Source organism: Synechococcus sp. LA31, from assembly GCF_018502385.1.
Classification (GTDB): Bacteria; Cyanobacteriota; Cyanobacteriia; order PCC-6307; family Cyanobiaceae; genus Vulcanococcus.
In genome coordinates this window covers 1076977-1099855 of the sequence record NZ_CP075523.1, presented here as the reverse complement: position 1 = coordinate 1099855, position 22879 = coordinate 1076977, and the positions used below count along the sequence as shown (strand labels likewise).

Genomic DNA, 22879 nt, shown 5'->3' with positions numbered 1-22879 from the left:
GAGCCCCCCTTTTTTGTCCCCAAATCCCCCAACTCTGACCGTGTGTCGATGGCTGCCGCCGCTCAGCCTGCGTTAATCCGGCTTGTTGCCGATGATCCCTCTTGGCGGGATCAGCTTCATCTCGCCTTGGAGCAGGAAGGATTTCGTGTGGAGCAGCAGCCGGTGCCCCAGCAGCTGAGGCAATTGCTCAGCGATGCACCCAAAGACAAGCGTCCCTCGCTGTGGGTTTTGCATCTTCCTAGTGATCGCCATGATCTTGAAGCCACATTGGCTTTCATCAAGGGCTTCAATCGCCGTGATCCACTCACGCCGCTGCTGCTCCTTGCTGATGCGGCCAGTGCAGACGAACGCGCCAAGCTGCTGGATGGTGGTGCCGATGATGTTCTGGCCCGTCCCTGCGGCCTCCCTGAATGCGTGGCTCGCTGCCGGGCGATCCTGCGGCGGTTGAAGCGCATGGAGCAGATCTCGCGCGCCGCCGAGACTGGTTCTGTGCTGCGGGCCGGGCGGATTGAGCTCTTTCGCGATCAGTGCCGTGTTGTTAACGATGGCAATGAGGTCTCGCTCACTCCCAGGGAATACCGATTGCTGGAATGTTTCATGCTTCAACCGGGCCGAGCCCTAAGCCGTGATCAGCTGATCGAGCAGGTGTGGGGGCCTGATTATGGCGGCAACAACAAAAGTGTGGATGTGCATGTGCTCTGGTTGCGCCGCAAGCTGGATCAACCAGGGAAGCCCTCGATGTTCGTTACTGTTCGCGGTATTGGCTATCGCTTTGCGGCTCCTGATCGCTGAGCAGTGAAGCCAAGTAGCGCTGGCGCTGCCTGGAGATCATCGCTTCATCACAAGGATCGGAGCCTTTCGGCTCAGCCCTGTTGTTCTGGTCTCCAGCGCTGGTTGGCACCAGCGCTGGAGGCGTTTGCTCTGGATTGGTCATGGGATTGCGATTGGCAAGGAGGAGGCTGGACTACCGAATTCACCCAACAGCAACCAGCCACGAAGCTGATGCTCCCCAAACCGGTTTTCACTAACATTGCTTGCGTGTCAATTCGAACAACCTAGGGCGCCGATGGTTGATGCTGGTATCCATGGGTACAGATTGCCCCGGTTCTGCGTCGAAATGTCGCGCAGGGCACATGCAGAGCCGGCTAGCGGAATTGAGGTCGCTTGTGTTCATCAAAGCTGCGTTCCAGCACTTGGCCAACCGTGAGCCCGATCGGTAGGTTGCCGCCAAAGGCGCTGCCGAGCACATTGCGATAAAGCTTGTTCAGCACCAACCGATACGTGGAATCCTGAAGAGGAATCACACCGGCTTTTTGCGACACCTTCACACCCTGCTCAAGGGTGGCCACGATCATTGAGCGCAGCGCCTGATTGCTTTTGAGGGCTTGGTCATTCACATAGAAAAACAGAGGCCGTGACAGGGGTAAGTAGCGAGAGCCCTGTACGGCACTCACGCTTGGGATCACGCTGCCGCGCAAGCCACTCACGGCTAGCGCCCGTAGCGATTGACGGTTGGCTTGGTAGTAGTCGAAACCGAAGTAGCCCAAGGCATTGGGATCGCTGGCGACACACTTCACCAGCACATTGTCGTCTTCGCTGGCGGTGTAGTCCTGCCTGGAATTGGTCTCGCTGCCGTTGATGGCCTTGTTGAAGGTGTCGTAGGTGCCTGAATCCTTGCCTGGCCCGCACAGCCGGATCGGCCTGTTGGGCCAGCTTGGATTCACCTGGTTCCAGCGCATCACGTTGCCTTGAGCGGCCTTGCTCCAAAGCGTTCGCAGCTGTGCGGTGCTGATGCTCTTGGCAAAGCTGTTGGCTGGGTTCACCACCACCGTGATCGCATCAAAAGCAATGGGCAGCTCGAGAAAGCTCACCCCATTGGCTTTGCAGCTGGCGATCTCCTTGCTGTTGATCGGTCTGGATGCTGCAGCGATCACAATGCTTTTGCCACAGAACTGGCGCAAGCCGGCACTGCTGCCAATAGGTTTTGCGGCGAAGCTCACCCCCTTCCGGGTTCGGGGGGCATAGGCCTTAATGGCCGCCTGGCTGAATGGATAAACGGTGCTTGAGCCCGAAATCAGGATCGTGCTGCTGGGTTGATTGTTGCTCTGAGCGTTAGCTTGTCCAACAACGAGCAGGGGCGCAAGGACGAGCGCAGCAATCGGGCCAAAGCGACGGGCGATCACATCGATCACGCTTGATGTGATCCCACTTTGCTTCCACCCACGGTGCCGCTGTTTAAGCGTTGGTTAATGCTTGGTTGATCGCGGCTGAACCATAAACGCTTCCGCCTGACTCCTTAACCACGCCTTAAGCGACTCCGCGGAATTGCGTGAGACCGTGGTGTCAAGGGTTTACCGATCCATGGCGGCCTCTGAATCAACAGATTTATTTGAGCTGAGGCGGCGACCCCCTCAGGAAAAGCTGGTGGATCAGGGCTTCCGCCAGCTCTCCATCGTTTTGGCTTCGCTTGTGGGCCTGGTGCTGCTCGGCATCCTGCTCACCGTGTTGTCTGGATCGCGTGAGGCGATGGCCCGTTTCGGCCTCCGCTTTTTGGTGATTTCCGACTGGGATCCAGCCGGCGATACCTACGGAGCTTTCACAGCCATCTACGGCACGATCGTCACGTCGATTCTTGCCCTGGTGATCGCGGTGCCCCTCGGTGTGGGTACGGCCATCTTCATCACCGAAAACCTGATTCCCCTTCGGGTGCGTCAGGTGCTCGGAATCATGGTGGAGCTGCTGGCGGCCATACCTTCTGTGGTCCTGGGCCTGTGGGCCATCTTCGTGATGGAGCCCTTTATTCGGCCCGGTCTGGATGTGTTGCATCAGTTCCTCGGCTGGCTGCCGTTCTTCTCCACGGTGCCGTTGGGGCCAGGCATGGCACCAGCCATCTTGATCTTGGTGGTGATGATCCTGCCGATCATCACGGCCATCTCCCGGGATTCGCTGCAGCAGGTGCCCCCCGAGCTGCGCCAGGCCGCCTATGGCGTTGGCACCACCCGTTGGGGCGCGATTCTTCAGGTGATGTTGCCGGCGGCCGTTTCAGGAATCACCGGTGGTGTGATGTTGGCTCTGGGCCGTGCCATGGGAGAAACCATGGCTGTCACAATGATTATCGGCAACTCCAACAACTTCAGTTGGAGCCTGTTGGCACCGGGCAACACCATCTCATCGATGTTGGCCAACCAGTTCGGCGAGGCCGATGGTTTTCAGGTATCGGCGTTGATGTATGCGGCCTTTGTGCTGATGCTGCTCACCTTGCTCGTGAATGTGTTGGCGCAGTGGATCGTGCGCCGCCTGAGCCTCAAATACAGCTGACTCCGATGGCACTCTCCGCAACTCCCGCTCCTGGGTCCACCAGCCTCGGCCGCTCTCTCCACTTCCGCGCCTCTTTGCCCCGCAACCGCTGGAACAGCTTCTTCAGCTTGTTGGCTGCTTTCTTCGCCGTGATAGCGGTGATCCCTCTGGTGCTTGTGTTGGCCTATGTGCTCATTAAGGGTGGCTCTCTGATTAGTGCCCAGCTGCTCACCGATCTGCCGCCTCCTCCCGGTCTCGATGGCGGCGGCATTGGCAATGCCATCCTCGGCACTGTTGTGGTCACCCTGATTGCCAGCCTTGTGGCGATCCCCGTTGGAGTGGGTGGCGGCATTTACTTGGCTGAATATTCAAGGTCGGGCTGGTTCGCCCAGTTCGTGCGTTTCGGCACGAACGTGTTGGCTGGTGTGCCATCGATCATTTGTGGCGTGTTCATCTACGGCCTGGTGGTGAGCACCCGCATCTTTTTTGGTCAGAGTTACAGCGCTATGGCCGGCGGAATTGCTCTGTCGGTCCTGATGCTGCCCACGGTGATCAAAACCACGGATGAGGCGCTCAAGCTTGTGCCTCAAGAGTTGCGTTGGGGCGCTATCGGGATCGGTGCCTCCAGATTTGTCACGATCACGCGCATCACCCTGCCCGCTGCCTTCACTCCCATTGCGACCGGTGTCGTGCTCGGTATCGCCCGAGCTGCTGGTGAAACGGCGCCACTGATTTTCACCGCCTTGTTTTCACCCTTCTGGCCTGAGGGAGTGTTCAACCCGATCGCCACCATGTCGGTGCTGATCTTTAACTTCGCGATCATGCCTTACGAAGCTCAGAACGCTCTGGCATGGGCGGCTTCGTTTGTGCTGGTGGTGATGATCCTGGGCGCCAACCTCTTTGCACGTTGGGTGGGACGTTTTACCCGCGCCTGATTCTTTGTCTATCCGTTTCCTGAGCTCCTTCACCAATCACTCATCATGACCACCTCCATGCCTTCCCCATCTCGCATGCAGCAAGCCAGTCCAGGCTTCTGCATGGAACTCGAGAATGTGGGCATTAGCTACGGCGGCAATGAAGCTGTCAAGGGCGTCTACATGCAGATTCCTCGCGGCAAAGTCACAGCGTTCATTGGTCCATCCGGCTGCGGCAAGAGCACTGTCTTGCGTGCGCTCAATCGCATGAATGACTTGATCGATGGCTGCACGCTCAAGGGTCGTGTGATCTTTGATGGTCAGGACCTTTACGCGCCCCAGGTGGATCCGGTGGAAGTGCGTAGGCGCATCGGCATGGTGTTTCAGAAGCCCAACCCCTTCCCTAAGAGCATCTACGAAAACATCGCCTTTGGCGCTCGCATCAATGGCTACCGCGGTGACATGGATGAATTGGTCGAGCGTTCTCTCCGCAAGGCCGCCATCTGGGATGAAACCAAAGACAAACTCAAGGAAAGTGGCTATGCCCTATCCGGTGGCCAGCAACAGCGCCTATGCATTGCGAGGGCCATTGCAATTGAGCCGGAGGTGATCTTGATGGACGAGCCCTGCTCGGCACTTGACCCCATCTCTACACTCAAAATCGAGGAGATGATGCATGAACTCAAGAAGAGCTACACGATCGTGATCGTGACCCACAACATGCAGCAGGCCGTTCGTGTCAGCGACCTGACAGGCTTTTTTAATGTGACGCCCAAAGCTGATGGCGATGGCAAGGTGGGCTGCCTTGAGGAATTTGCTGAAACGGAGACCATCTTTAATGCTCCCAGTCAGCAAGCCACTCAAGACTATGTCTCTGGTCGGTTTGGTTGATCATTCTGAACCTCAAGCTCCCGTCGTGCTCGCTAGCGTTATTCAACCGTACAACAATCTGCAGTGATCGATTCCTCTGATCCCTCCCCCGAGAGGGATGCAGGTACCCAGTCTCCTCTCGAGGGCTTTAGCCATTACCGAGGCGACGACTGGTCGCCTGAGCGCCTTGCTTTTCATCAAAACCTCGAGCAATTTGCCGACCGTGTTGGCTTGATTGTTGGGCTTCAGGGAAATGGCAAGATCTCCCAGGAAGCGGCTTATGATGAAATCAAGCAACTCTGGAAGATGTTACGCGGCAGCCGTTCAACCCTGTTTGATTGAATGTAAGGCTGGCTACAGCCTTCCGTGGTTGTTGCTTCTGTTGATTGGCCTCAAACTTGGCCTGGCCAATCGTTAGGATTAGCTCCCATGTCAGATTCATGCCGTCTGCTGGTTGCGTTATCTGTTGCTGCCATGATTCATGCTGTAGCACTTAGCCAGGGATTTGGCTTTGCCAGCGTGGTCACAGGTGACATTCACTCTCGTTTGCGTCCTTTGATCGTTGCGCAGCCCTAAGTGTTGGCCCTATTGGGCCGTAACGATCGCAGCGGTAGCGATCGGTGTTGTTTTGTTTGTCGTTGATCTGGGCTCCGTGGGCCTGGTTGATGAAACCCCGCCGCTGTTTGCTGCATCGGCTCGAACCATGGCGCGCACCGGCGATTGGCTGATACCGCACGTGAACGGTTTACCCCGATACGACAAACCCCCTTTGGTGTATTGGTTGATGGCTGTCCTCTACAGCCTCCCCGTCCACACCAGCTGGGATCCGTTGGGATCCTGGGCTGCTGCTCTGCCTTCTGTCTGCTGTTGCCTCCACCGGCGTGGTGGCGCTGTTGGCTCTCCTGATGGCGTGGTGGGAGCGCCGCTATCTGCAGCGACCTGAGGGGTTATGGCTACCGGCGGTGTTGTGCTTCGGGCTGAGCCCGCTGGTGATGCTGTGGAGCCGTATTGGCGTAAGCGACAGCCTGCTCACTGCTTTGGTGGCTCTGGCGATGATCAGCTCCTGGTGGCGGCTGGTGAACGCCCGAATCCCCTGGTGGTTCAGCTGGGTAGCCCTCGGCCTTGCCACGCTCACCAAAGGCCCGGTGGCGTTGGTGCTCTTCGCCCTCAGCTGGGGACTGTTTGTGTTGTTGGAGCGCCAGCCCCGTTTGTTCAGGGAGCGCTTGCGGCCGGGGTTGGGAGTGCTGGTGAGCCTCGCTGTTGCCATTCCTTGGTATGCAGCAGCAGCCCTGCGGGAGGGCCAACCGTTTCTGGCGAGCTTCTTTGGCTACCACAATCTTCAGCGTTTCACTGAAGTGGTGAATCGCCACCAGTCGCCATGGTGGTTCTACGGAGTGATCTTGGTGGTTGCCAGTCTGCCTTGGTCGCCCCTGTTGCTGCTTGGGCTCTGGCGTGCTTTGCCTGCAAGCCCGTTGAGCCTGGCGCGCTTTGCCGCTTGTTGGCTCCTGGCGGTGCTGCTGCTCTTCAGTTTGTCGGCTACCAAGCTCCCCAGCTATTGGTTGCCGGCCACACCGGCAGCGGCCATCCTGGCTGCCCTAGCGCTCACTAGCCCTGATCGTTGGATGCGTTGGGCCCTACGGCTGAGTGCTTGCACGGCCCTCAGCTGCGCTGTAGCCCTGGCCTGCATTCCCTTTTGGATCAATCAGATCAGTGATCCCGATCTGATCATGTTGCCCCAACTGCTCGAGGGCTCAGCCCTGCTGCCTTTGGCGGTAGCTCCGCTTCTTGGCGGCGCTTTTGTCGCGCTCTGGTTGAGCCGATCTGCTGTCTGCTGCTCTCCCGTGAAGCCCATCGTGGCCCTTCAGTTCAGCTGGTTCCTGCTGCTGCCTGTGGTGGTCTTACCCCTGCTACGCATTGGTGACAACCTGCGCAGCCGGCCGATCCGCACCTTGGCAACGTTGAGCGGTCAACTTCAGGCCACACGGCAACCCATCGCGATGCTGGGGGTGATTCGGCCGAGTTTTCATTTCTACGCCGAAGCACCGGTGGCCTATGAGGGGACCTCTGTGCAGGCGTTGGTGAATCTCAACGACCGCCTTAGCTCAGAGAGCAGGGTGCGCGTCGAGGGGAGGCAAGGTCACATTCTTGTCGTGGCACCTTTGAACCTTGCTGAGCGCAAGCACTGGGCGTCTTTGATTAGCCCGCTGATCCAACGGCAGGGGCGCTATGGGCTGTGGTGGCTGGATCTTCAGCGCCTGGCGAAGCGGGCCAAGGGTCTGGAACAGAGGCAGGGGCTGCGTCCCACCTGGAGCGAACCACGCCCTGAACGCTTCTGAGCGACCAGAGTTCCATCAGTTCCTGCTGCGCAAGTGGGCCCTCAGCCTCTGGGTTGCGCACCACATAGGTGCCATCGGAGTGCATCAGCCAGGCGTGCTGATCATCAAGGTAGAGCTGCATCAGCCATTCGAGTTGTAGACAGAGCTGTGGGTCGAGTACGGGCACCACAGCTTCCACCCGGCGATCCAGGTTGCGGGGCATCCAGTCGGCACTGCCCAAAAACAGCTCAGCGTCTCCGCCGTTGGCGAACCAGAACAGCCGTGAATGCTCAAGCAACCGGCCGATCACGCTGTAAACCCGGATGTTGTCACTGATGCCCTCGATGCCCGGCCGCAGACTGCACATCCCGCGCACCACTAGATCAATGCTCACGCCCGCTTGTGAGGCCTCATACAGCAGCGCAACGATGCTGGGATCTACCAAGGCATTCATCTTCGCCTTGATCGCCGCCGGCTGTCCGGCGCGGGCGTACTCGATCTCGCGCTTGATCAATTCCTGCATGCGGCGTCTGAGGGTCACTGGCGCCACGAGCAGCCGTTGAAACTCCTGCTGTTTGGAGAATCCGGTGAGGTAGTTGAATAGGTCTACGAGATCATTTACCAGTTCCTCGTTGCAGCTGAGGATGCCAAGATCGGTGTAGAGACTCGATGTTTTTGAGTTGTAGTTGCCGGTGCCAATATGGCAATAGCCTTGCAACTTCTCCTGTTCACGCCGCACCACCAGTGTGATCTTCGTGTGGGTCTTTAGGCCCAGCACACCATACACCACGTGTACGCCGGAGCGCTCCAGTTGGCGCGCCCATTGAATGTTGTTGTCTTCATCGAAGCGGGCCTTCAGCTCCACCAGGGTCATCACCTGTTTTCCATTTTCTGCAGCGCGGATCAGCGCGGCGATGATCGGTGAATCCTTTGATACCCGATACAGGGTCATCTTGATGGCCAACACATGGGGATCGTCGGCTGCCTGATTGATGAACTCTTCCACCGATGTGGAGAACAGATCAAAGGGATGATGCAGTAGCCGATCACCGCGGCGGATCACCCGGAAGATGCTCTCGAAATCTTGGTATTGAAGGGATCCATCTTCCAGCTGGCTGCTTTGAGTGGTGCGCAGTTGCGATGGAGTCTTGCCGCGGAATGGTTTGTCTTTGAGTTGGGGAGCCGCGATGGCCAGCAGACTCATCAGATCATCGAGTCCTAGGGGGCCGTTGATGCGGTACACGTCAAAGTCGTCCACCTCCATGCCGTGCATCAGCTGATCCACCAGAGACAGCGGCATCTCATCAGCGACCTCGAGGCGCACCACTTCCCCACCCATGCGCCGTTTGCGCAGACCTTGCTCCAGGGCCTCCATCAGATCGTCGGCTTCCAGTTCCCGCAATTCCAGGTCGGCATCGCGGGTCACCCGGAAAAAGTGATGGCCTTCGATCAGCATCCCCGGAAACAGACGCTGCAGGTTGAAGGCCACGAGCTGCTCCAGTGGTAACCCCATGTACAGCGGTTGGGGGCTGCGGCCCCCATGCAGTTCGGGCGGCAGGCTGACAAAGCGGGGCAGGTTTTTCTGGGGAATCTTGATTCGCGCAAATTGCTGCTGCTGGGTTTTCGGGTCGCGGATGGTCACCGCGACGTTGAGGCTTAGATTGCTAATAAAGGGGAAGGGATGAGCCGGATCCACCGCTAACGGCGTGAGCACCGGAAACACCGATGTCTGGAAATAGCTATTGGCCCAGTCTTTCTGTTTGCGTGAGAGTTGCTCGTAATCGAGCAGCAGGATGCCCTGCTCAGCCAGGTTGGTTTTGAGGCTGCCACGGTAGTGATCTTGCTGCTGTTTGAGTAGTGGTTCCAGCTGGCGGCGGATCGCTTCGAGCTGCTCTCTGGGTGAGCAGCCGTCTTCACTGAGGGTTTGCACACCGGCATGCAACTGCGACTGCAGTGATGCCACCCTCACCATGAAGAATTCATCAAGGTTGTTGCTGAAGATCGCGCTGAACTTGGCCTGCTCCAGCAACGGGGTGCGAGGGTCGAGCGCCTGCGCTAACACCCGCTCGTTGAATCGGATCCAGCTCAGTTCCCGATTCAGATAGAGCTCGTGGGGCAGGGCGGCTGTGGCCATGGATCAGGCGCGTCGCTGGTTCTGTTGTAGGGCTCTGAGGTTGTGCTGAGGTTATGGATCGGTTGGCCTCAGCAGGCGGCGTAAGCGCACCGATACCTCCCAGCAGCGTGTGGATTCAGGATGGTCGGCCTCCTCGCTCGAGACACTGATGTGGCAAAGGCTGGAGCGCGAATCCTTCCAGTGCATCGCCACCACCACGGTCTCATCCTGGCAATGGCAAGGCAAGCCGGTTTCCTTCAGCAACAGATAACCATCTCGGCTTTGTCGCTTCTGTAGCTCCAGATCAAGGCTGCTGGCAATCAACGGCCGCAGCCGCAGGATGCTGGCCTGATGCACCTTGGCTGTCCAACCCAGCTGCGGCACGGGGATGCTCCGGCCTGCTCAGCCATTCTTTACCGGTGCAGGCGGGTTTGGATGTGTTGCATTGCACGGACGATTGTTGCCAGCGTTCTCGCACGCGCTGCACGTCCAGGCACACTGCGTTAAGCCGTGGCTCAACCCATTTCCGTTCTTCGCGCTGCTGTTGCTTTGGTGGGTGTTTGTGGGTTGGCCGTGTCAATCCAGCCGGCTGATGCACAACCGGCCCAAGTGATCTTGATGCGCCACGGGCACAAAGGCAGCGCATCCAACAACTACAACCTCTCTGCCATTGGCTTTCAACGGGCCATTGCACTGGCCAGTGTGATCCCTGCCTGTTACGGCACCCCTTCTCATATCGTCACCTACTTTCTCGATCCTGAGACCAGTAAAAACGCCCGCAGCTACCAAACGGCTGTGCCACTCGCTGTCGCTAGCTGTTCAGTCTCAGCAGGTTGGTCAGCTGACAAGAAGGTGTGAGGCCGCTACGGGTTGAGGTGCGACCCAGCAACCCAGACCTCACGCCCCATGCATAGCCATCCCAATGCCCGACTGACACAGAAGAGCCGTCTCAGGCTCGTCAATCAACACCTCCAAGACCGTCGTCCCCTCGCTGAACTGGCTGCAGAAGCAGGCATCAGTCTCCGCTGCGCCTACAAGTGGCTGGCCCGCTACCGCTCAGGTGGTGCTGCTTCTCTGGCTGATCGACGGAGTGTTCGCCGCACCCAGCGGCGGACGCTCGATCCGCGGCAACTGCAGCAGGCCGTGGATCTCCGTCACCAACGCCTCCACCTCCGCCACATCGCCAGGCTTCTGGTCGCACCCTTCTCCACCGTGGCCAGGGTGCTCAACCGCCTTGGTCTGGGGCGGTTGCGGAATCTCGAGCCCAAACCTCCAGTCCAGCGCTACGAGCGGGAGCATCCCGGAGAGCTGATCCATATCGACGTCAAAAAGCTCGCCCGCTTTCGCAAAGTCGGTCACCGCATCACTGGCAACCGCCAGCAGGGCCGCTCCACGGGCGTTGGCTACGACCGCGTCCACGTCGCCATTGATGACGCCACACGGCTTGCTTATGTCGAGGTGCTCGCGGACGAGCAGCAGGCCACGGCCATTGGCTTTATGAGCCGAGCTGTGGCTTGGTTCAACAGTCAGGGCGTCGAGTGCCGGCAGGTCATGTCTGACAACGGTCCCGCCTACGTCTCACGCAGCTTTGCCAAGGCGTGCAAGGTCCTGGGCCTCAGGCACATCCGCACCAGGCCCTACACGCCGAGGACCAACGGCAAAGCCGAACGGTTCATCCAGACCCTGTGCCGGGAATGGGCCTACGGGATGCCGTTCCAGAACTCAGAAGAACGCAATCAGTGGCTGCCTCGCTACCTGTCGATCTATAACCGTCTCAGGAAGCACACAGCACTCGGCGGCCGATCACCTCAGCAGCGGCTCAACGAGCTGCTCTGCTGATCAACGTGGTGAGACACAACAGCTAGCGGCGTGAATATCCGCATCGACCGATCGTCTGTCGTCGATTCCGTTGAGTCCGGCCGGAGCATGCTCAGCAACCCCACCTACAGCGGTGGCTTGCTGGTGGTGTTTTGGGAGCATCGCCACTTGCCCCAACTGGCTGCCGGTTTGGGCTGGCCGGCGATGCCACCGATCGACGACAACGACTTCGACACCCTCTACCGACTCAGCTACTGCCCAGGTTCAGCCCTGCCGCAAGTGACGCGCTTCAGCCAAACGGCCCTCCTGGATGGCTCTCAGCCCTGCAGCCAGCCGGCCCCCCAATTCACTGTTGTTGCACCGAACTGATGGCTGCCATTCAAGCTCTGGCTCTCTCCGTCTTGGCGTTCACCCCGGTCGCTGTTCGCGCTGATCCATCCCCTGCCGCCGGCGTGTCCCTTAATCCTGCTCCCTTGGAGCGGGTCGTGGGCACGCCACCTGCTGCCAGGAGTGCCGAAGCAGGTCAGGATCTGGCGATTCTGCTCTGGCTGCAACAGGTGCGTACTCCTGAGATTGTGAGTAGCAGCTGGACGCTGCTGGAGCGCAACCCTACCGCCTTCAGCCGTGCACTCGGTGTCGACATGGTGCGCACCACACCTCGGCTCAATGCCGCACTCAAAGCCTTTCTCAAGCCGGTGGATGGCATCAAGGATCAAATCAAGGATCGCGTTAATCGGCCTCGTCCATTTGTGAGTCATCCCCAGATCATTCCCTGCTTGCCCTTGGAGGCGAGCGCGTCGTTCCCGTCGGGGCATTCCACTTGGTACCGCGCTGCCTCAGAGCTCTTGGCTGATCTGTTGCCGGAGCGGCGCTCCAGGTTGCTTGAGCTCGGCCGCCATGGCGGCAACAGCCGTGTGCTCTGCGGGATGCATTACCCCTCGGATGTGGAGGCCGGTCAGCGCCTCGGTGTTGCCGCGGCCAACCAGCTAATTCAGTCGCCCCAATGGCGTGCGTTCAAAGCGGATCCCGCCGTACAGGTTGAATTGGATCAGGTGCGCAAGGTGCCGGCTTCAGCCTTACCCGTGTTGGTGCATTGATGCATTACTGAGGGCGTGTATTGCACAGCACAGTTCAACACTGAGGCCCTCAATACTTTCTAGGTATCTGTTTGATTGGGCCGTGCCAGAACGTTTGTTTCTGGAGCTTGAATCCCCCGAAACCTCCATCTGGTCCCATGCGGTGGTGGCCTGCTTGCCCTGCCTGTGGCTAAACAGACCCAGCGCCCGAGAACTCCTGGCGGAGATGGCCTGAGTTAGCTCGCTTGCACCAACGGCCCACCCTGGGATCGGCGGATCATCACGACTGCTGGCCTGGGGTTCCGGCCCGGAACGCCTGAGGGCCAGTTGGAGCCCAGGGGCACCGTGCGCAATTGTTCGAAGCGCGTGCCGGAGCGATCCATCAGCTCGAAGGCCTGCAGTTCCTGCTCTCCGAGGTTGTGGCAACCGTATTGCTCGCCTGGGTGCTGCACGGCCAGAAACAAAGTGTGCTCCTCTTGATCAAAACAGGGTCCACAGAGCTCGCATTCCATCGGTCCGCTGGCAAAGAGGAGAGCCTCTTCACCTGGATTGGCTGCACGCGGCAGGAGCCAGCAGCTGTTCTTGCCGAAGATGTCGGTGCTGGCTTTGCTGTTCGAGCGGTCGGTCACCATCCACACATTGCCCTGGCGGTCGATGGCCAGGTTGTCGGGGTTGGCAAAGCCCAGGCCTCCCTCCCAGGGAGTGCCACCAGTTGCCGCCATGCGCCAGTTGAAATGGCCTCCGGCCTCTGCCGGATCGGCGGGGCTGTCGCTGAGTCGCATCATCCAGCCAAATGGCCAGGGGGTTTGCTGGTTTGGGCCTTGGAAGATGGCGGGATCGGGGCTGCCGGTTTCATCGGAGCCGCCCATGGTGAAGCTGATCAAGAGATCGCCTGTGATCGGATCGATCTCGGTGTCTTCCGGGCGTGCGGTGGGAGTGGCACCGATTGCATTGGCCGCCAGGTGGGCATCGATCAAGATCGCGCCCATTTGCTCCTCGCCTTGGCCTGGGTAGAGATCAGCCAGCTGCGGAAAGCGCCGGCAATAGCGCTCCAGCTCTGCGTCTGATCTGAGGCGCTCAGCTCCGGCTTGGCGCCGATCGCTGTGGGGCACTTCGATCAGGCCGGCACTGCCGAAGCGTTCGTAGTGGCTGGGTCTCAGGGGTGCGAGCGGGGTTTGCGGGTGCAGCAGCAACCAACGCCCACTGCCATCGGCCTGCAGCTGCGCCACTTCCAGGCGGCCGTTGTGCAGCAGGCGTGAGTTGGCCGGGTCGCTTGGATCGCTTACCCGCTCGCTGCTGACAAAGCGATAGAGGTGGCCGCTGTGACGATCACAGGCGGAATACACCACCAGCGGCTCGCCAGCCCTGGCCCTGACCCCTACGGCCTCATGGCGGAAGCGGCCCAGCCAGGTGTGCTTCACAGCCGCTTGTTCGGGCCGGCGGGGATCAAGTTCCACCATCCAGCCGTATTTGTTGCCCGCCAAGCCGAACGGTGCCCCCAGCCCTGCGATGCGCTTGCGGCTGAATTCAAAAGGACGCTCGGAGGGTGGCGGCGAACTGCCATCGGCGTACACGGCCTCCACCACATGGGTCTGAAAGTTTTCCTCGGCGGAGAGCACCGTGCCCCAGGGCGTCTGCCCGCCGGCGCAGTTGGCGAAGGTGCCGATCACCCGATCACCGAGCCCATCGTCGTAGCCCTGGCGATCAGTGCGGCGGAACACCGCAGCGGCCGGGCCGGAGCTGCGCAGCTGCTGGCCTGGCTCCTTCAGGCCGCTCAGACCATGGATGCGCCGCTCCTGCGCTCCGCTCTGGTGTCGCCAGCTGCCATCGCTTTGACGCACCAGACAAGCCACTCCCACCCCCAGATCCTCCAGAGCGGCTGCAGCCACTGCCACCGCCATCGCCTGCAAAGCGGCGTTTGTCTCTGCGGTGTTCGGCTCCAAACGCCCCCCTGTGGTTTGAAGGGCTTCTTGTAAGGCGGCAAAGGGCAACGTTCGCCCATGGGCTTCGGCGTAGCCGGCGCACCAGGTTTGGGCACTGATGTATTCGAAATTGATCGTGAGCAGTGCTCGATCTGCATCGAGCGCGCTGAAAGCCAGGTAGTCGTTATTGAACCCCATGGCTCCCTTGCCGAGGCGATCGCCCCAACTCAGCAACACATCGGAGCGATAACCGGTAGGCACGTCGAGCCGGTCGTGTAGGGCGATGCGCCGGTAGGTGTGTTGTTGCTGCTTGGCCGTGAGCCCATCACTGGGCAGTGGGATCGGCCCCAGCAGCGAAGGCCAGCGTCGCGTGGGTCTCTGAGGGGCGGCAGAGCCTGAGGGGATCGTTGCCGTAGCGGTTGCACTGGCTGCAGCCAGGCCGAGGAGCTCTAGCAGAGAGCGGCGATTCATCGGTTCAGCTCACAACGCGGTGAGCGCCGGGCCTGCAGTTGCGCCAAGCGGCTGGATTGCAAGGGGTTGCGATTGTCGTCGCTCACCAGCAGCAGGCTTGGTTGCCCAGGCGACAGCTCCGGCCCCAAGCTCAGGCCCTCCCAGTTTTCAGGTGTGATGCCGATGGCATGGAGATCCCAGACCTGCAGCGCTTCGGCAACTCTGCCAGCTGCGGGTAGGGGGTAAAGCCGCAGCTGGTTATCCCACTGCAGCGGCTCGCGGTAGCGCCGCCACAGGCTGAGCAGTTGCGGGGCGCCTGCCCCACCAGGGGGGTGGAGCACCAGGAGATCAGTCAGTCCCCAGTTGCCGCCGGCAGGGGAGCGCAGGGTTCCCTGGGGAGCGGCCAGGGGTGCATCCCGACGGGGATCCCGGCCGGGCGGCCAGTGCCAGCGCAGCAGGGGGACTTGATCCGCTGGGCCCTGCCGCAAGGGGTGCTCGGCGGCCATCAACAACGCGAGGGGTTGATCCGCCCGGCTCAGGCGTGCCAGGGATTCGGGGCCAGCATTGCTCTCGAGCCCCTGTCCAGGGCCTGGCTGCCAGGCAGCGGGTAACGGCACCGCCTGGAGGAACGCACCGCGAGGAAGCGAGAACCGCAGCAACTGAGCCGGGCGTTCGCGGCTGCGCCTCCCTTCACTGGCAACCCAAGCTTGATCGGTGTCGATCACGAGGGCTTCGGCATCGAGCTGCTGGCTGATTGGAGCCGGCACCTGGAGGGAGATGGTCTTCAGGTGCCGAGGCCTGCTGAGAGCAGAAGGCAGCGTGGTGCTGCTGAGATGGCCACCGGGCAGATCACTGAGCAGCCAGAGGCGATGGCCAGGTTGGTCGTAGTGGATGGCGGAGTAACCGCCGTCGGCATCGTTCGCTAGGGCTACGGGTAGGGCTATGTCGAAGGTTTTGATCCATTCCAGCTGCAACGGACACGGCAGGAGCATCCCAAGCAGCAGTTGTGGCCACCTGTCAGGCATGACAGCTCATCGATGCAGCCTCCGCCTGAACCTGGCGCAGATGAGCCTCCACTCCCATACGCTGCAATTGCTCGCAGAGAATCTCTCCAAGGTCATTGTCGAGTGGCGGAGTGTGGTGCCAGTGACCATCCACCAGATCGTGCATCCGGCCGGGAACAGAACCTAGAAATTTGGCAAGACACTGTTGCACCATGAAGTGGTTATCAAAATGATGAATCACACGAAAATCCACGCGCCATTGCGCGGGGTGGAGGGCGCCGATTTCCACGAGTCGCAAGCTTTCGAGATCGGCTAGAACTGTGATCTCGTCGCCTGCCATCAGCATGCAATCGAGCGGTGGTAGGACCCCTGGGCTGCTCTGATCAGTGCGACTGTGGGTGAGCACATTCAATTGGTAGCCATTCTCAAGCCTTGAAATATTGAGGCCGCAGAGCGTGTCCCCCTCCTCGAGCTGATAGCGCACCACCATGTGATTCATGCCCTTGATCTGCAGCACGCGCTCCACCCTTTCTCCAAATGCAGTGGCGACGAGTGCATCCGCAGCAAGGTCCACCCCGGATAGAACAGTGATTCCACCCAGCAGGGCGCCGAGTTGATCGCTGGATTCCATTTCATGCGCAAGCACAGCGATCCGGCATGGTCGATGGCTGCTTTGCAGGGCCATGGCTGCATGAACATTGCTGAGTAGGTTGTTGCTCAACAGTCCGATGCCCACAAGTTCGGTATGCCTAAGCCGCTCCAGCTGGGTCTCCAGTTCAGACATACCTTCTTGAATTGTGGCGGTCTGCACGCCGATCTGTTCACTGGCCAGCAGGTCTCGAATGGGCTCAACAACTTGCTGACCATCGACGATGAGGGCCTGTCTGCTGCCCGTGCGCAGGTAGACGCGGCGCCTCAGGCCTAGACGGTTAGAGAGCAGTTTCTCTAGAATGAGAGCCACGAAAGCAGATGTGATTAATGTGCCGATGAGTGAGTAGCTCATCCCTAGTAGCAGTCGCCAGATTTCAGAGCCACTGAGTAGCATTACGGGATCGACATATTCTCCTTTTAGTAGTCCAAACGTGATCATTAAGCCAAGCTGCCAGTTGTCGGCATGATCGGAAAATAGAACAACCCCGGCTGTGATCAGTCCGATGCTCATCGGTAGCAACCAAGACATCTGGCTACGGGGCAATCCTCGCCACGTTTGCTTGATCCAGCGTGCAGCTCGTTGCGCGCGCAGTTGAGTTGTGTGTTGGCGCCGCTTCACCTGTGCGTGGCGCTGCACCACCGTGAGCCAGAGGGGGTGGAGCTCGGAAGGCTGTCGTCGCACTGGTCGGTGGCCCCTCTGTGCCGAACACTCTGAGGAATTCACAAGGCGAATGTTGTTGCCCCCGGCGTTGCTATTGAGCGGAATCAGTCCCTCTGTGGGATGAATGGCGTTGGCTACAGCTCCGGCCGTGAGCACAATTGGATCCACCACGGCAACCTTGGGTAGGCGTTGTTCCAGGAGGCGACCCAGGGCCATCTGACCACTACTGGAGCGCACAACAATTTCCGCGTGGGGGTTCAACAACCGCACCTGTAGGGCTGCTTCCAGATTCACCTGGCTGTCTGAGCTCAATAACAGAACCGCCCGGCAGTGGCGCACGCCGGCGCGCTCCAGCACCAGGCTCTGACGCATGTCTCCTTGGATCACCCGTGATCCGATTTTCAGCTCAAGCTCTTGTCGGCGCCAGCGAGGCGGGCGGCAGTCGACACCTACGAGGGGCACGCCGAACGGCATCAGCCGTTCTAGGCAGGCTTGCCCCAAGGCTCCCAGGCCGCACACAACAACCGTGCCAGGGCTGCTCGACAAGGCTCGCACGTTCTTTGGTGGTGCAGCGTAAGTGGGGTGGCCAGGGGGCCGCCTTCACCGTTTCCAAACCAAAAAACGCAAGGATGATGATCATCTGCATCACCCTTGATGAATTCCGGTGTGCTTCACACCATGCAGGCTCTTGCGGCAAGCCTGCCGAGTCGCGTTCTTCAGCCCGAGCAGGTGCTGTTTGAGGCGGGTCAGCCCGGCAACAGCATCTTCTGTGTGCTGAGCGGCTCGGTTGAGCTCTCTTGGGGCGATGCCTCGTTCGAGATCTTCGGCCCTGGTGATGTGCTGGGTGTTGGTGCGCTGGTGAGTGATCACCATCTCCGCCACGGCACCGCCCGAGCCGTTGTGGCGACTGAGCTGCTCGAGATGGGCCGGGAGCAGTTTCTATTTGCTGTTCAAGAAACCCCGATGTTTGCGCTGGAGCTGATGGCCAGCCTTGAGCGCCGTCTGCGGCGCCTCGAGGACTAGTGCCTTCAGCGGCGCGGGGCCGTCCAGTCTTCAAACCAACCCCGCCGCCAGAGATAGATGGCTTGCGTGGTGGCGATGGCTCCCATCAGCACAAGCGAAGCGATATAGCCATAGCGCCAGTGCAGCTCTGGCATGTTGTCGAAGTTCATGCCATAAATGCCGGCGATGAAGGTGAGCGGAGCAAAAATCGTCGACACAATCGTGAGGGTCTTCATGATCTGGTTCATGCGATTACCCGTGCTGGCCATGTGCGCCTCGGTGACGGCATCGCACTGATGCCGCAGGATTTCGCAGCTGTCAAAGATCTGATCCACGTTCTGGGCCATCTCCTGAAATCCCAACAGGCCGTCGGGGCCCATCACGGGTTGGTTCTGGCGCAGGAAGAGAAGAATTTGATGGCGCAGCGGCCAGAGTTGTTGGCGGATGCGGCGCAGGTTGGCTCTGAGTTGATAAGCCCGGGTGAGCACCCGCGGCCGCGGGTCGCGCAGAGCGGCCTCCTCGAGATCATCGAGGCGGTTGGCCATCTGCTCGAGCATTGGGAAAATGCCATCAAGAATGTTGTCCACCATGTAGTGGAGCAAATCATCGAGATCGTCGGCCCCGGCGATTGGTGTTTTGTGCAGCAGCCAGTCGGTGAGTGAGGCGAAGGGTTCGCCGCTTGGCGCTTCCTCGATGGAGATCAAGCAGTTGTGGGTGAGCAGCATGCTCACTTGATCGCTCACCAGATTGAGAGGATCACGTGAGAAGCGCAGCCGGTGCAGCACCACTGCAATCACATCGCCGATCGAATCCACGCGGGTGGATTGCGGTGTGTCGAGCACCAAGGGCGCAAACACCATGGGGATATGGCAGCGCTCCAAGGCATCCCGGATCAGATGTGGTTGGCCCATGCCGGTGATCCGCAGCCAAAACGGCACGTTCTGCTCCTTCAGCTCCTGCAGTTCGCCGAGGTTGCGTAGCAGGCGTCGCTCTGGGCCTCTCGGCCAGAGGATCACGGCAGACAAGCTGCTGGCGGCACGTCCGCCCGCCAGGTAGAGGCTGTTGGGCATCTGCCCTGGCCGCTCCTCAAGGCGGCGTGAATCCAGAGAGCCTGGCGTTGGCCTCAGCTGGGGGAGGCTCTGCATGCACCTGCTTGCTCCGTCACCGGCAAGGTAGCCAGCGCTCGTGAACCGAATGATGTGAGCTCGGGCACGGAGGCCTGGTGTTTCCTGCCACAGCTTTGGCCGGGCAAATCATTTCGAATGGTTTAGCCCGCTGCTTGCTTGGCATGCAGAGCCTTTCCGTTTGGTTCCCGCCTGTGGCCTGCTGTATGGCGATTCAGGGCTTCTGGCTAGGTGCCTTGTTCACCCTGCAGCCGCGTTTGGGGCCTTCCGATCTTCAGGATCTGCATCGGTTCAGCGGTGCCAATGCCCCTACCTTGAACATGAAGGGCCCGAAACCCCGTGTCTAAGACGTCTGATTTCGAAGCGGATCTGCTGAGCTTGCAGCAGTTTCGCGATTGGCTGGCGAGCCTGGTGGAGGCTCAGCAGCCCCAGGAGGAATGGTCCCTCAGCTTGGAGCAGCTCAAGCAGCGCTGGGAGCCTCGCATGCAAGAGCGGGCGAGTGGAGCCAGCCGCATGTTCTTTTGATGGGTGAGGCAGTGGCGCTCAGCCCTTGATCGGTTGAGCAAGACCCTGGGCCAACGATTGGCTCAGTTGCCTGTGGAAGTGTTTGTAATCACCGCTGCTCAGCAGGCTGCGTCGCGTGGGTTCGTGCCGTAGTGCAGCCTGCAGCAGCCCAAACAGCATCAAAGCTTCCTGTTGAGTGAGGCAGAGCAGATGCTGTTTGGTGCTGGCCTGGCTGGTGGGTTCGCCCGTAAATGTCGACAGCTTCACGCTGAAATTTTTTGGCAACTTAGCAGCGCGATTGCAGGCAACAATTCATAACCCTCCCTTAACTCCTTAACCTCCTGCTTGTGTTCAGAGTGATCCTTTCTCCGGGGGGCACTTGGTGGGCGCGTCTGATCTTCCGGCACCGAGCAGGGCGCAGAGCACGGGTGTCTTTGCAGCTGTACTGCTCGCGCAGAGAGTGAAGCACCTGGTTGCGTCGCAGCTGGATGTGCTTGCTGATCGTGATCCCGAGCCTTTGCATCAGATGCGGGTCACCTGCCGGCAGTTGCGCAGCACGGTGGAACAGTTTGCTGATGCCCTGGTGTTGCCAGAGCCAGTGTCGCCGCAGCGGCTGGCCCGGATTGGTTCTGATCTCGGCCTGAGCCGCGATCTCGATGTGTTGCGCCAACGGCTTGAGCATCACTGGCAGCCCCTGTTGCCGGAGGCTGAGCAGTTGGCCCTGCGCAAGCTGCTGAAGCAGTTGAAGCGTGAACGCAAGCTGGCCTTCACCGTGCTCACCGGCACCTTGAAAGGGCGCCGCTACCTCAAGCTGCTCGAGCGTCTGCAGGGCTGGCTGCGTCAGCCCCGCTTCACCCCGATGGGTGAGGAGCCGATCGAGGCCTGGTGCCCTGAACTTCAACAGGTGGCCCTGGCGGGGTTGTTCACCCTTCCGGGTTGGTGGGTGGGCAATCCCCGCGATCAACCATCCGCCCAGAAGCTGCATCAGTTGCGCCGCCGCATCAAGCGTGCGCGCTATGGATTTCATAACCTCACGGCCCTTGATCCCCAGGCGTTCCAGCCCTGGGTGGATCAGCTCAAGGCGATGCAGACCGTGTTGGGCGATCTTCAGGATCTGCAGGTGCTGGTGCACACCCTGGAGCGCTTGCTTGAAGCGGCACCGGATTCAGTGATGCCTTGCCTCTGCAGCCTGATCCTTGAAGCCCAGGATCAGGCCTGGCAGCGCTGGCTGTTACTGGCGGCAGACCTGCGCACTGTTGAGGGCCGCCAGGGGTTGCTGCAGCTGCAACTGAAGGCCTAACCCACCCTTAACCAGCCCTCTACCCGGGCTTTGCTCAGGCGCTGGTGATGCTCCATACAGTCCGCTGGTCCCGTCGGCACAACCGCTCGATGGTTTACACACCAAGTGGTCAGCAGGGCTTGCGCAGCTCGCTGGAAGAGATTTATCAGCGCCGTGATCTGGTGCACCTGGGAGCTGGCAGCAAAGTTCCTCTGCTGCGCAATCACGTGTGGCTGGTGACCCGCGGCATGGTCAAGCTCAGCTGCATGAATGAGCAGGGCGATGATCTGCTGCTCGGCCTGGCTGGGCCGAATGAAATTTTCGGTGAGCCCCTCACCAACATCGATCTCTACGAAGCCACCACCATCGGCGACAGCGATTTGCTGTGTTTGCCCATGGATGAGATTGAAGGCACGCCCCACCTGGCCATCACCCTGGTCAAGGCGATGACCAGCCGCATGCGTCAATCGGAAGCCCTGATTGCCTTGCTCGGTTTGCGCCGCATTGAAGAGCGCGTGCGTGGGTTCCTCGAGCTGTTGGCTCAGGATTACGGCCAGCCCTGTGATCAGGGACTGCTGCTCAATCTGCGCCTCACGCATCAAGACATCGCCAATGCTCTAAGCACCACCCGCGTCACCGTGACGCGGGTGCTGGGCTTACTGCGCGAGGAGGGGTGGCTGCAGCTCGATGACCAACGCCAGCTGGTGGTGAGCCACCTACCGCGCTCTTGAGCGCGGTACCAACAACTCCAGCAATGCGCCCCCCTCAGGGTGGTTGCTGGCGCGCACCATCCCCCCCTGCGAGAGGGCGATCTGTTGCACGATTGCTAGACCCAGCCCGCTGCCGCTTCGGGGGGAGCGGGCTCTCGCGGGGTCACCGCGGTAGAAGCGCTGAAACATGCGTTCTAGATCGGTCTCACTGAGGCCTGGGCCGCGGTCGCGCACGGCCACCAGGCACCAGCGATTGCGGGCAGCCACATCGACATCGATGACGCTCTGTTCAGGGCTGAAACGCAGGGCGTTATCGAGCAGATTCAGGAGGGCTTGGTGAAAGCGAGAGGGGTCAATCGCTGCCAGGTGCGGTGATTCCTCCTGGTTGGAGCTTCCCCCTTGGATGTGGAGCCGCACACCCCGCTCTGAAGCGAGGGGTTCGAGGATGGTCCACACGTTGTGGAGCACCCCCAAGGGGTCTACAGCGGCCTGGGCTGCTGCGTCGTTGAAGGGTGTGTTGTCGAGCCGTGAGAGATCGAGCAGATCACTCACCAGCACCTGCAGCCGCTCCAGCTCCCGTTGCAGCCGCCCCACCAGAACCGCCTGCCGTCCTTCAGCCTTGATGGCCAGGCTGTCACCTACCAACCGCAGCGCTGTGAGGGGGGTTTTGAGTTCGTGCGCTACGTCGCTCACCCATTGCTCCTGCTGCTCCAACTGGCTCTCCAGCGGGTTGCGCCCCTGCAGCACCACAGCCACCCAGCCGTTGTTGCCGGGCATCATCCGCACGTCCAGGTTGCCGGCCTTGTGTGGCCATGCTCCTCGCTGGGCAAGGCCCTTCTCCCGCGCCAGATTCACCAGATGCAGCAGTTCATCAGAGGGATCGAGGCTTGCCAGCGGCTCACCCCGCAGCACCAAGCCTGAATCTTCCAGCTCCAGCAACACTTCAGCGCGGGGGTTGAGGCTGGCGATGAGGTTGTCGCCATTGATCAGCAGCCAGCCCTGGGCCACCTCCTCCAGCCAGTCGCGCAGCTGTTGCTCCGGCGGATCGAGCAGGTGTTTGCGGCTGCGGCGCTTCAACCGCGGCTTGCGCTTGAACCACACAACCAGGCCTCCGCCGGCAGCAGCGCCAAGGGCAAAGGCCAGCAGGCTCGCGTCGCTCATCGGGTTGT

At 60.3% G+C, this 22879-nt stretch carries 22 protein-coding genes and 1 pseudogene; 13 read left to right on the top strand and 10 right to left on the bottom strand.

From position 1 onward, the window contains the following. The first annotated feature begins 48 nt into the window (after nt 1-48). Nucleotides 49-792, top strand: coding sequence for a winged helix-turn-helix domain-containing protein (locus KJJ24_RS05910; protein WP_214342388.1), 744 nt, complete (start codon nt 49-51; stop codon nt 790-792). Between the two features lie 353 nt (nt 793-1145). On the opposite strand, the gene KJJ24_RS05905 is transcribed toward KJJ24_RS05910, so the two are convergent. Beyond that, on the bottom strand, nt 1146-2183 hold the full coding sequence (locus tag KJJ24_RS05905; protein WP_250545001.1) for a PstS family phosphate ABC transporter substrate-binding protein: 1038 nt from the start codon (nt 2181-2183) through the stop codon (nt 1146-1148). 178 nt (nt 2184-2361) lie between these two features. Between KJJ24_RS05905 and pstC the strand changes: the two genes are divergently transcribed. The 4 genes from pstC (at nt 2362) to KJJ24_RS05885 (ending at nt 5423) form a co-directional block, all read left to right on the top strand. Continuing rightward, nucleotides 2362-3318 (top strand): phosphate ABC transporter permease subunit PstC, encoded by a 957-nt coding sequence (gene pstC / locus KJJ24_RS05900; protein WP_214342385.1) that lies wholly within the window; start codon nt 2362-2364, stop codon nt 3316-3318. 5 nt (nt 3319-3323) lie between these two features. Continuing rightward, a complete protein-coding gene (gene pstA / locus KJJ24_RS05895) occupies nt 3324-4232 on the top strand; it encodes a phosphate ABC transporter permease PstA (RefSeq protein WP_214342382.1) in 909 nt (302 codons plus the stop codon). Nucleotides 4233-4277: 45 nt separating this feature from the next. Then, the gene (gene pstB, locus KJJ24_RS05890) at nt 4278-5102 is read left to right on the top strand and encodes a phosphate ABC transporter ATP-binding protein PstB (RefSeq protein WP_214342378.1); all 825 of its coding nucleotides are present in this window, start codon (nt 4278-4280) and stop codon (nt 5100-5102) included. Nucleotides 5103-5165: 63 nt separating this feature from the next. Beyond that, the gene (locus tag KJJ24_RS05885; RefSeq protein ID WP_250544948.1) at nt 5166-5423 is read left to right on the top strand and encodes a hypothetical protein; all 258 of its coding nucleotides are present in this window, start codon (nt 5166-5168) and stop codon (nt 5421-5423) included. Nucleotides 5424-7277: 1854 nt separating this feature from the next. Here the strand turns inward: KJJ24_RS05885 and ppk1 are convergent. Beyond that, a complete protein-coding gene (ppk1, locus tag KJJ24_RS05880) occupies nt 7278-9530 on the bottom strand; it encodes a polyphosphate kinase 1 (protein WP_214342375.1) in 2253 nt (750 codons plus the stop codon). A 51-nt stretch (nt 9531-9581) separates the two neighbouring features. Next, entirely contained in the window at nt 9582-9893 is a 312-nt protein-coding gene (locus KJJ24_RS05875) for a hypothetical protein (protein WP_214342371.1), read from the bottom strand. A gap of 225 nt (nt 9894-10118) precedes the next feature. Here KJJ24_RS05875 and KJJ24_RS05870 point away from each other — a divergent pair, with 225 nt between their 5' ends. The 4 genes from KJJ24_RS05870 to KJJ24_RS05855 all read left to right on the top strand — a co-directional run bounded on the left by KJJ24_RS05870 (nt 10119) and on the right by KJJ24_RS05855 (nt 12424). Then, entirely contained in the window at nt 10119-10367 is a 249-nt protein-coding gene (locus KJJ24_RS05870) for a hypothetical protein (RefSeq protein WP_214342368.1), read from the top strand. A 48-nt stretch (nt 10368-10415) separates the two neighbouring features. Beyond that, the gene (locus KJJ24_RS05865; RefSeq protein WP_214340046.1) at nt 10416-11348 is read left to right on the top strand and encodes an IS481 family transposase; all 933 of its coding nucleotides are present in this window, start codon (nt 10416-10418) and stop codon (nt 11346-11348) included. Nucleotides 11349-11435: 87 nt separating this feature from the next. Further along, a complete protein-coding gene (locus KJJ24_RS05860; RefSeq protein WP_214342365.1) occupies nt 11436-11696 on the top strand; it encodes a hypothetical protein in 261 nt (86 codons plus the stop codon). Continuing rightward, on the top strand, nt 11696-12424 hold the full coding sequence (locus tag KJJ24_RS05855; RefSeq protein WP_250544947.1) for a phosphatase PAP2 family protein: 729 nt from the start codon (nt 11696-11698) through the stop codon (nt 12422-12424). The genes KJJ24_RS05860 and KJJ24_RS05855 overlap by 1 nt, the downstream gene beginning before the upstream one ends. Before the next feature lie 215 nt (nt 12425-12639). Here the strand turns inward: KJJ24_RS05855 and KJJ24_RS05850 are convergent, their stop codons facing one another. From KJJ24_RS05850 to KJJ24_RS15130, 4 genes and pseudogenes are all read right to left on the bottom strand, one after another. Beyond that, nucleotides 12640-14796, bottom strand: a complete 2157-nt coding sequence (locus KJJ24_RS05850) for a PhoX family phosphatase (RefSeq protein ID WP_214342362.1) — start codon at nt 14794-14796, stop codon at nt 12640-12642. Beyond that, nucleotides 14793-15800: an esterase-like activity of phytase family protein gene (locus KJJ24_RS05845; RefSeq protein WP_214342352.1), complete on the bottom strand. Its 1008-nt coding sequence runs from the start codon at nt 15798-15800 to the stop codon at nt 14793-14795. Before KJJ24_RS05845 ends, KJJ24_RS05850 begins: the two co-directional genes overlap by 4 nt. After that, entirely contained in the window at nt 15793-16941 is a 1149-nt protein-coding gene (locus KJJ24_RS14925; RefSeq protein ID WP_250544946.1) for a hypothetical protein, read from the bottom strand. Before KJJ24_RS14925 ends, KJJ24_RS05845 begins: the two co-directional genes overlap by 8 nt. Nucleotides 16942-17373: 432 nt before the next feature. Next, nucleotides 17374-17565: pseudogene (locus KJJ24_RS15130) on the bottom strand (NAD-binding protein); the annotation flags it as partial. Between the two features lie 180 nt (nt 17566-17745). Between KJJ24_RS15130 and KJJ24_RS05835 the strand changes: the two are divergent. After that, entirely contained in the window at nt 17746-18114 is a 369-nt protein-coding gene (locus KJJ24_RS05835; protein WP_214342348.1) for a Crp/Fnr family transcriptional regulator, read from the top strand. Nucleotides 18115-18119: 5 nt separating this feature from the next. Here KJJ24_RS05835 and corA read toward each other — a convergent pair whose 3' ends face one another. After that, nucleotides 18120-19238, bottom strand: coding sequence for a magnesium/cobalt transporter CorA (corA, locus tag KJJ24_RS05830; protein WP_250544945.1), 1119 nt, complete (start codon nt 19236-19238; stop codon nt 18120-18122). A 318-nt stretch (nt 19239-19556) separates the two neighbouring features. Here corA and KJJ24_RS05825 point away from each other — a divergent pair, with 318 nt between their 5' ends. After that, entirely contained in the window at nt 19557-19742 is a 186-nt protein-coding gene (locus KJJ24_RS05825) for a hypothetical protein (protein WP_214342346.1), read from the top strand. Nucleotides 19743-19760: 18 nt separating this feature from the next. Here KJJ24_RS05825 and KJJ24_RS05820 read toward each other — a convergent pair whose 3' ends face one another. Further along, nucleotides 19761-19988, bottom strand: coding sequence for a hypothetical protein (locus tag KJJ24_RS05820; RefSeq protein ID WP_214342344.1), 228 nt, complete (start codon nt 19986-19988; stop codon nt 19761-19763). 193 nt (nt 19989-20181) lie between these two features. On the opposite strand from KJJ24_RS05820, the gene KJJ24_RS05815 reads away from it, so the two are divergent. Beyond that, a complete protein-coding gene (locus KJJ24_RS05815) occupies nt 20182-21021 on the top strand; it encodes a CHAD domain-containing protein (RefSeq protein ID WP_214342341.1) in 840 nt (279 codons plus the stop codon). A gap of 89 nt (nt 21022-21110) precedes the next feature. Beyond that, the gene (locus KJJ24_RS05810) at nt 21111-21731 is read left to right on the top strand and encodes a Crp/Fnr family transcriptional regulator (protein WP_214342338.1); all 621 of its coding nucleotides are present in this window, start codon (nt 21111-21113) and stop codon (nt 21729-21731) included. Here the strand turns inward: KJJ24_RS05810 and KJJ24_RS05805 are convergent. Continuing rightward, nucleotides 21717-22871 (bottom strand): cell wall metabolism sensor histidine kinase WalK, encoded by a 1155-nt coding sequence (locus tag KJJ24_RS05805; protein ID WP_214342324.1) that lies wholly within the window; start codon nt 22869-22871, stop codon nt 21717-21719. The genes KJJ24_RS05810 and KJJ24_RS05805 overlap by 15 nt on opposite strands. Between the last annotated feature and the right edge of the window lie 8 nt (nt 22872-22879).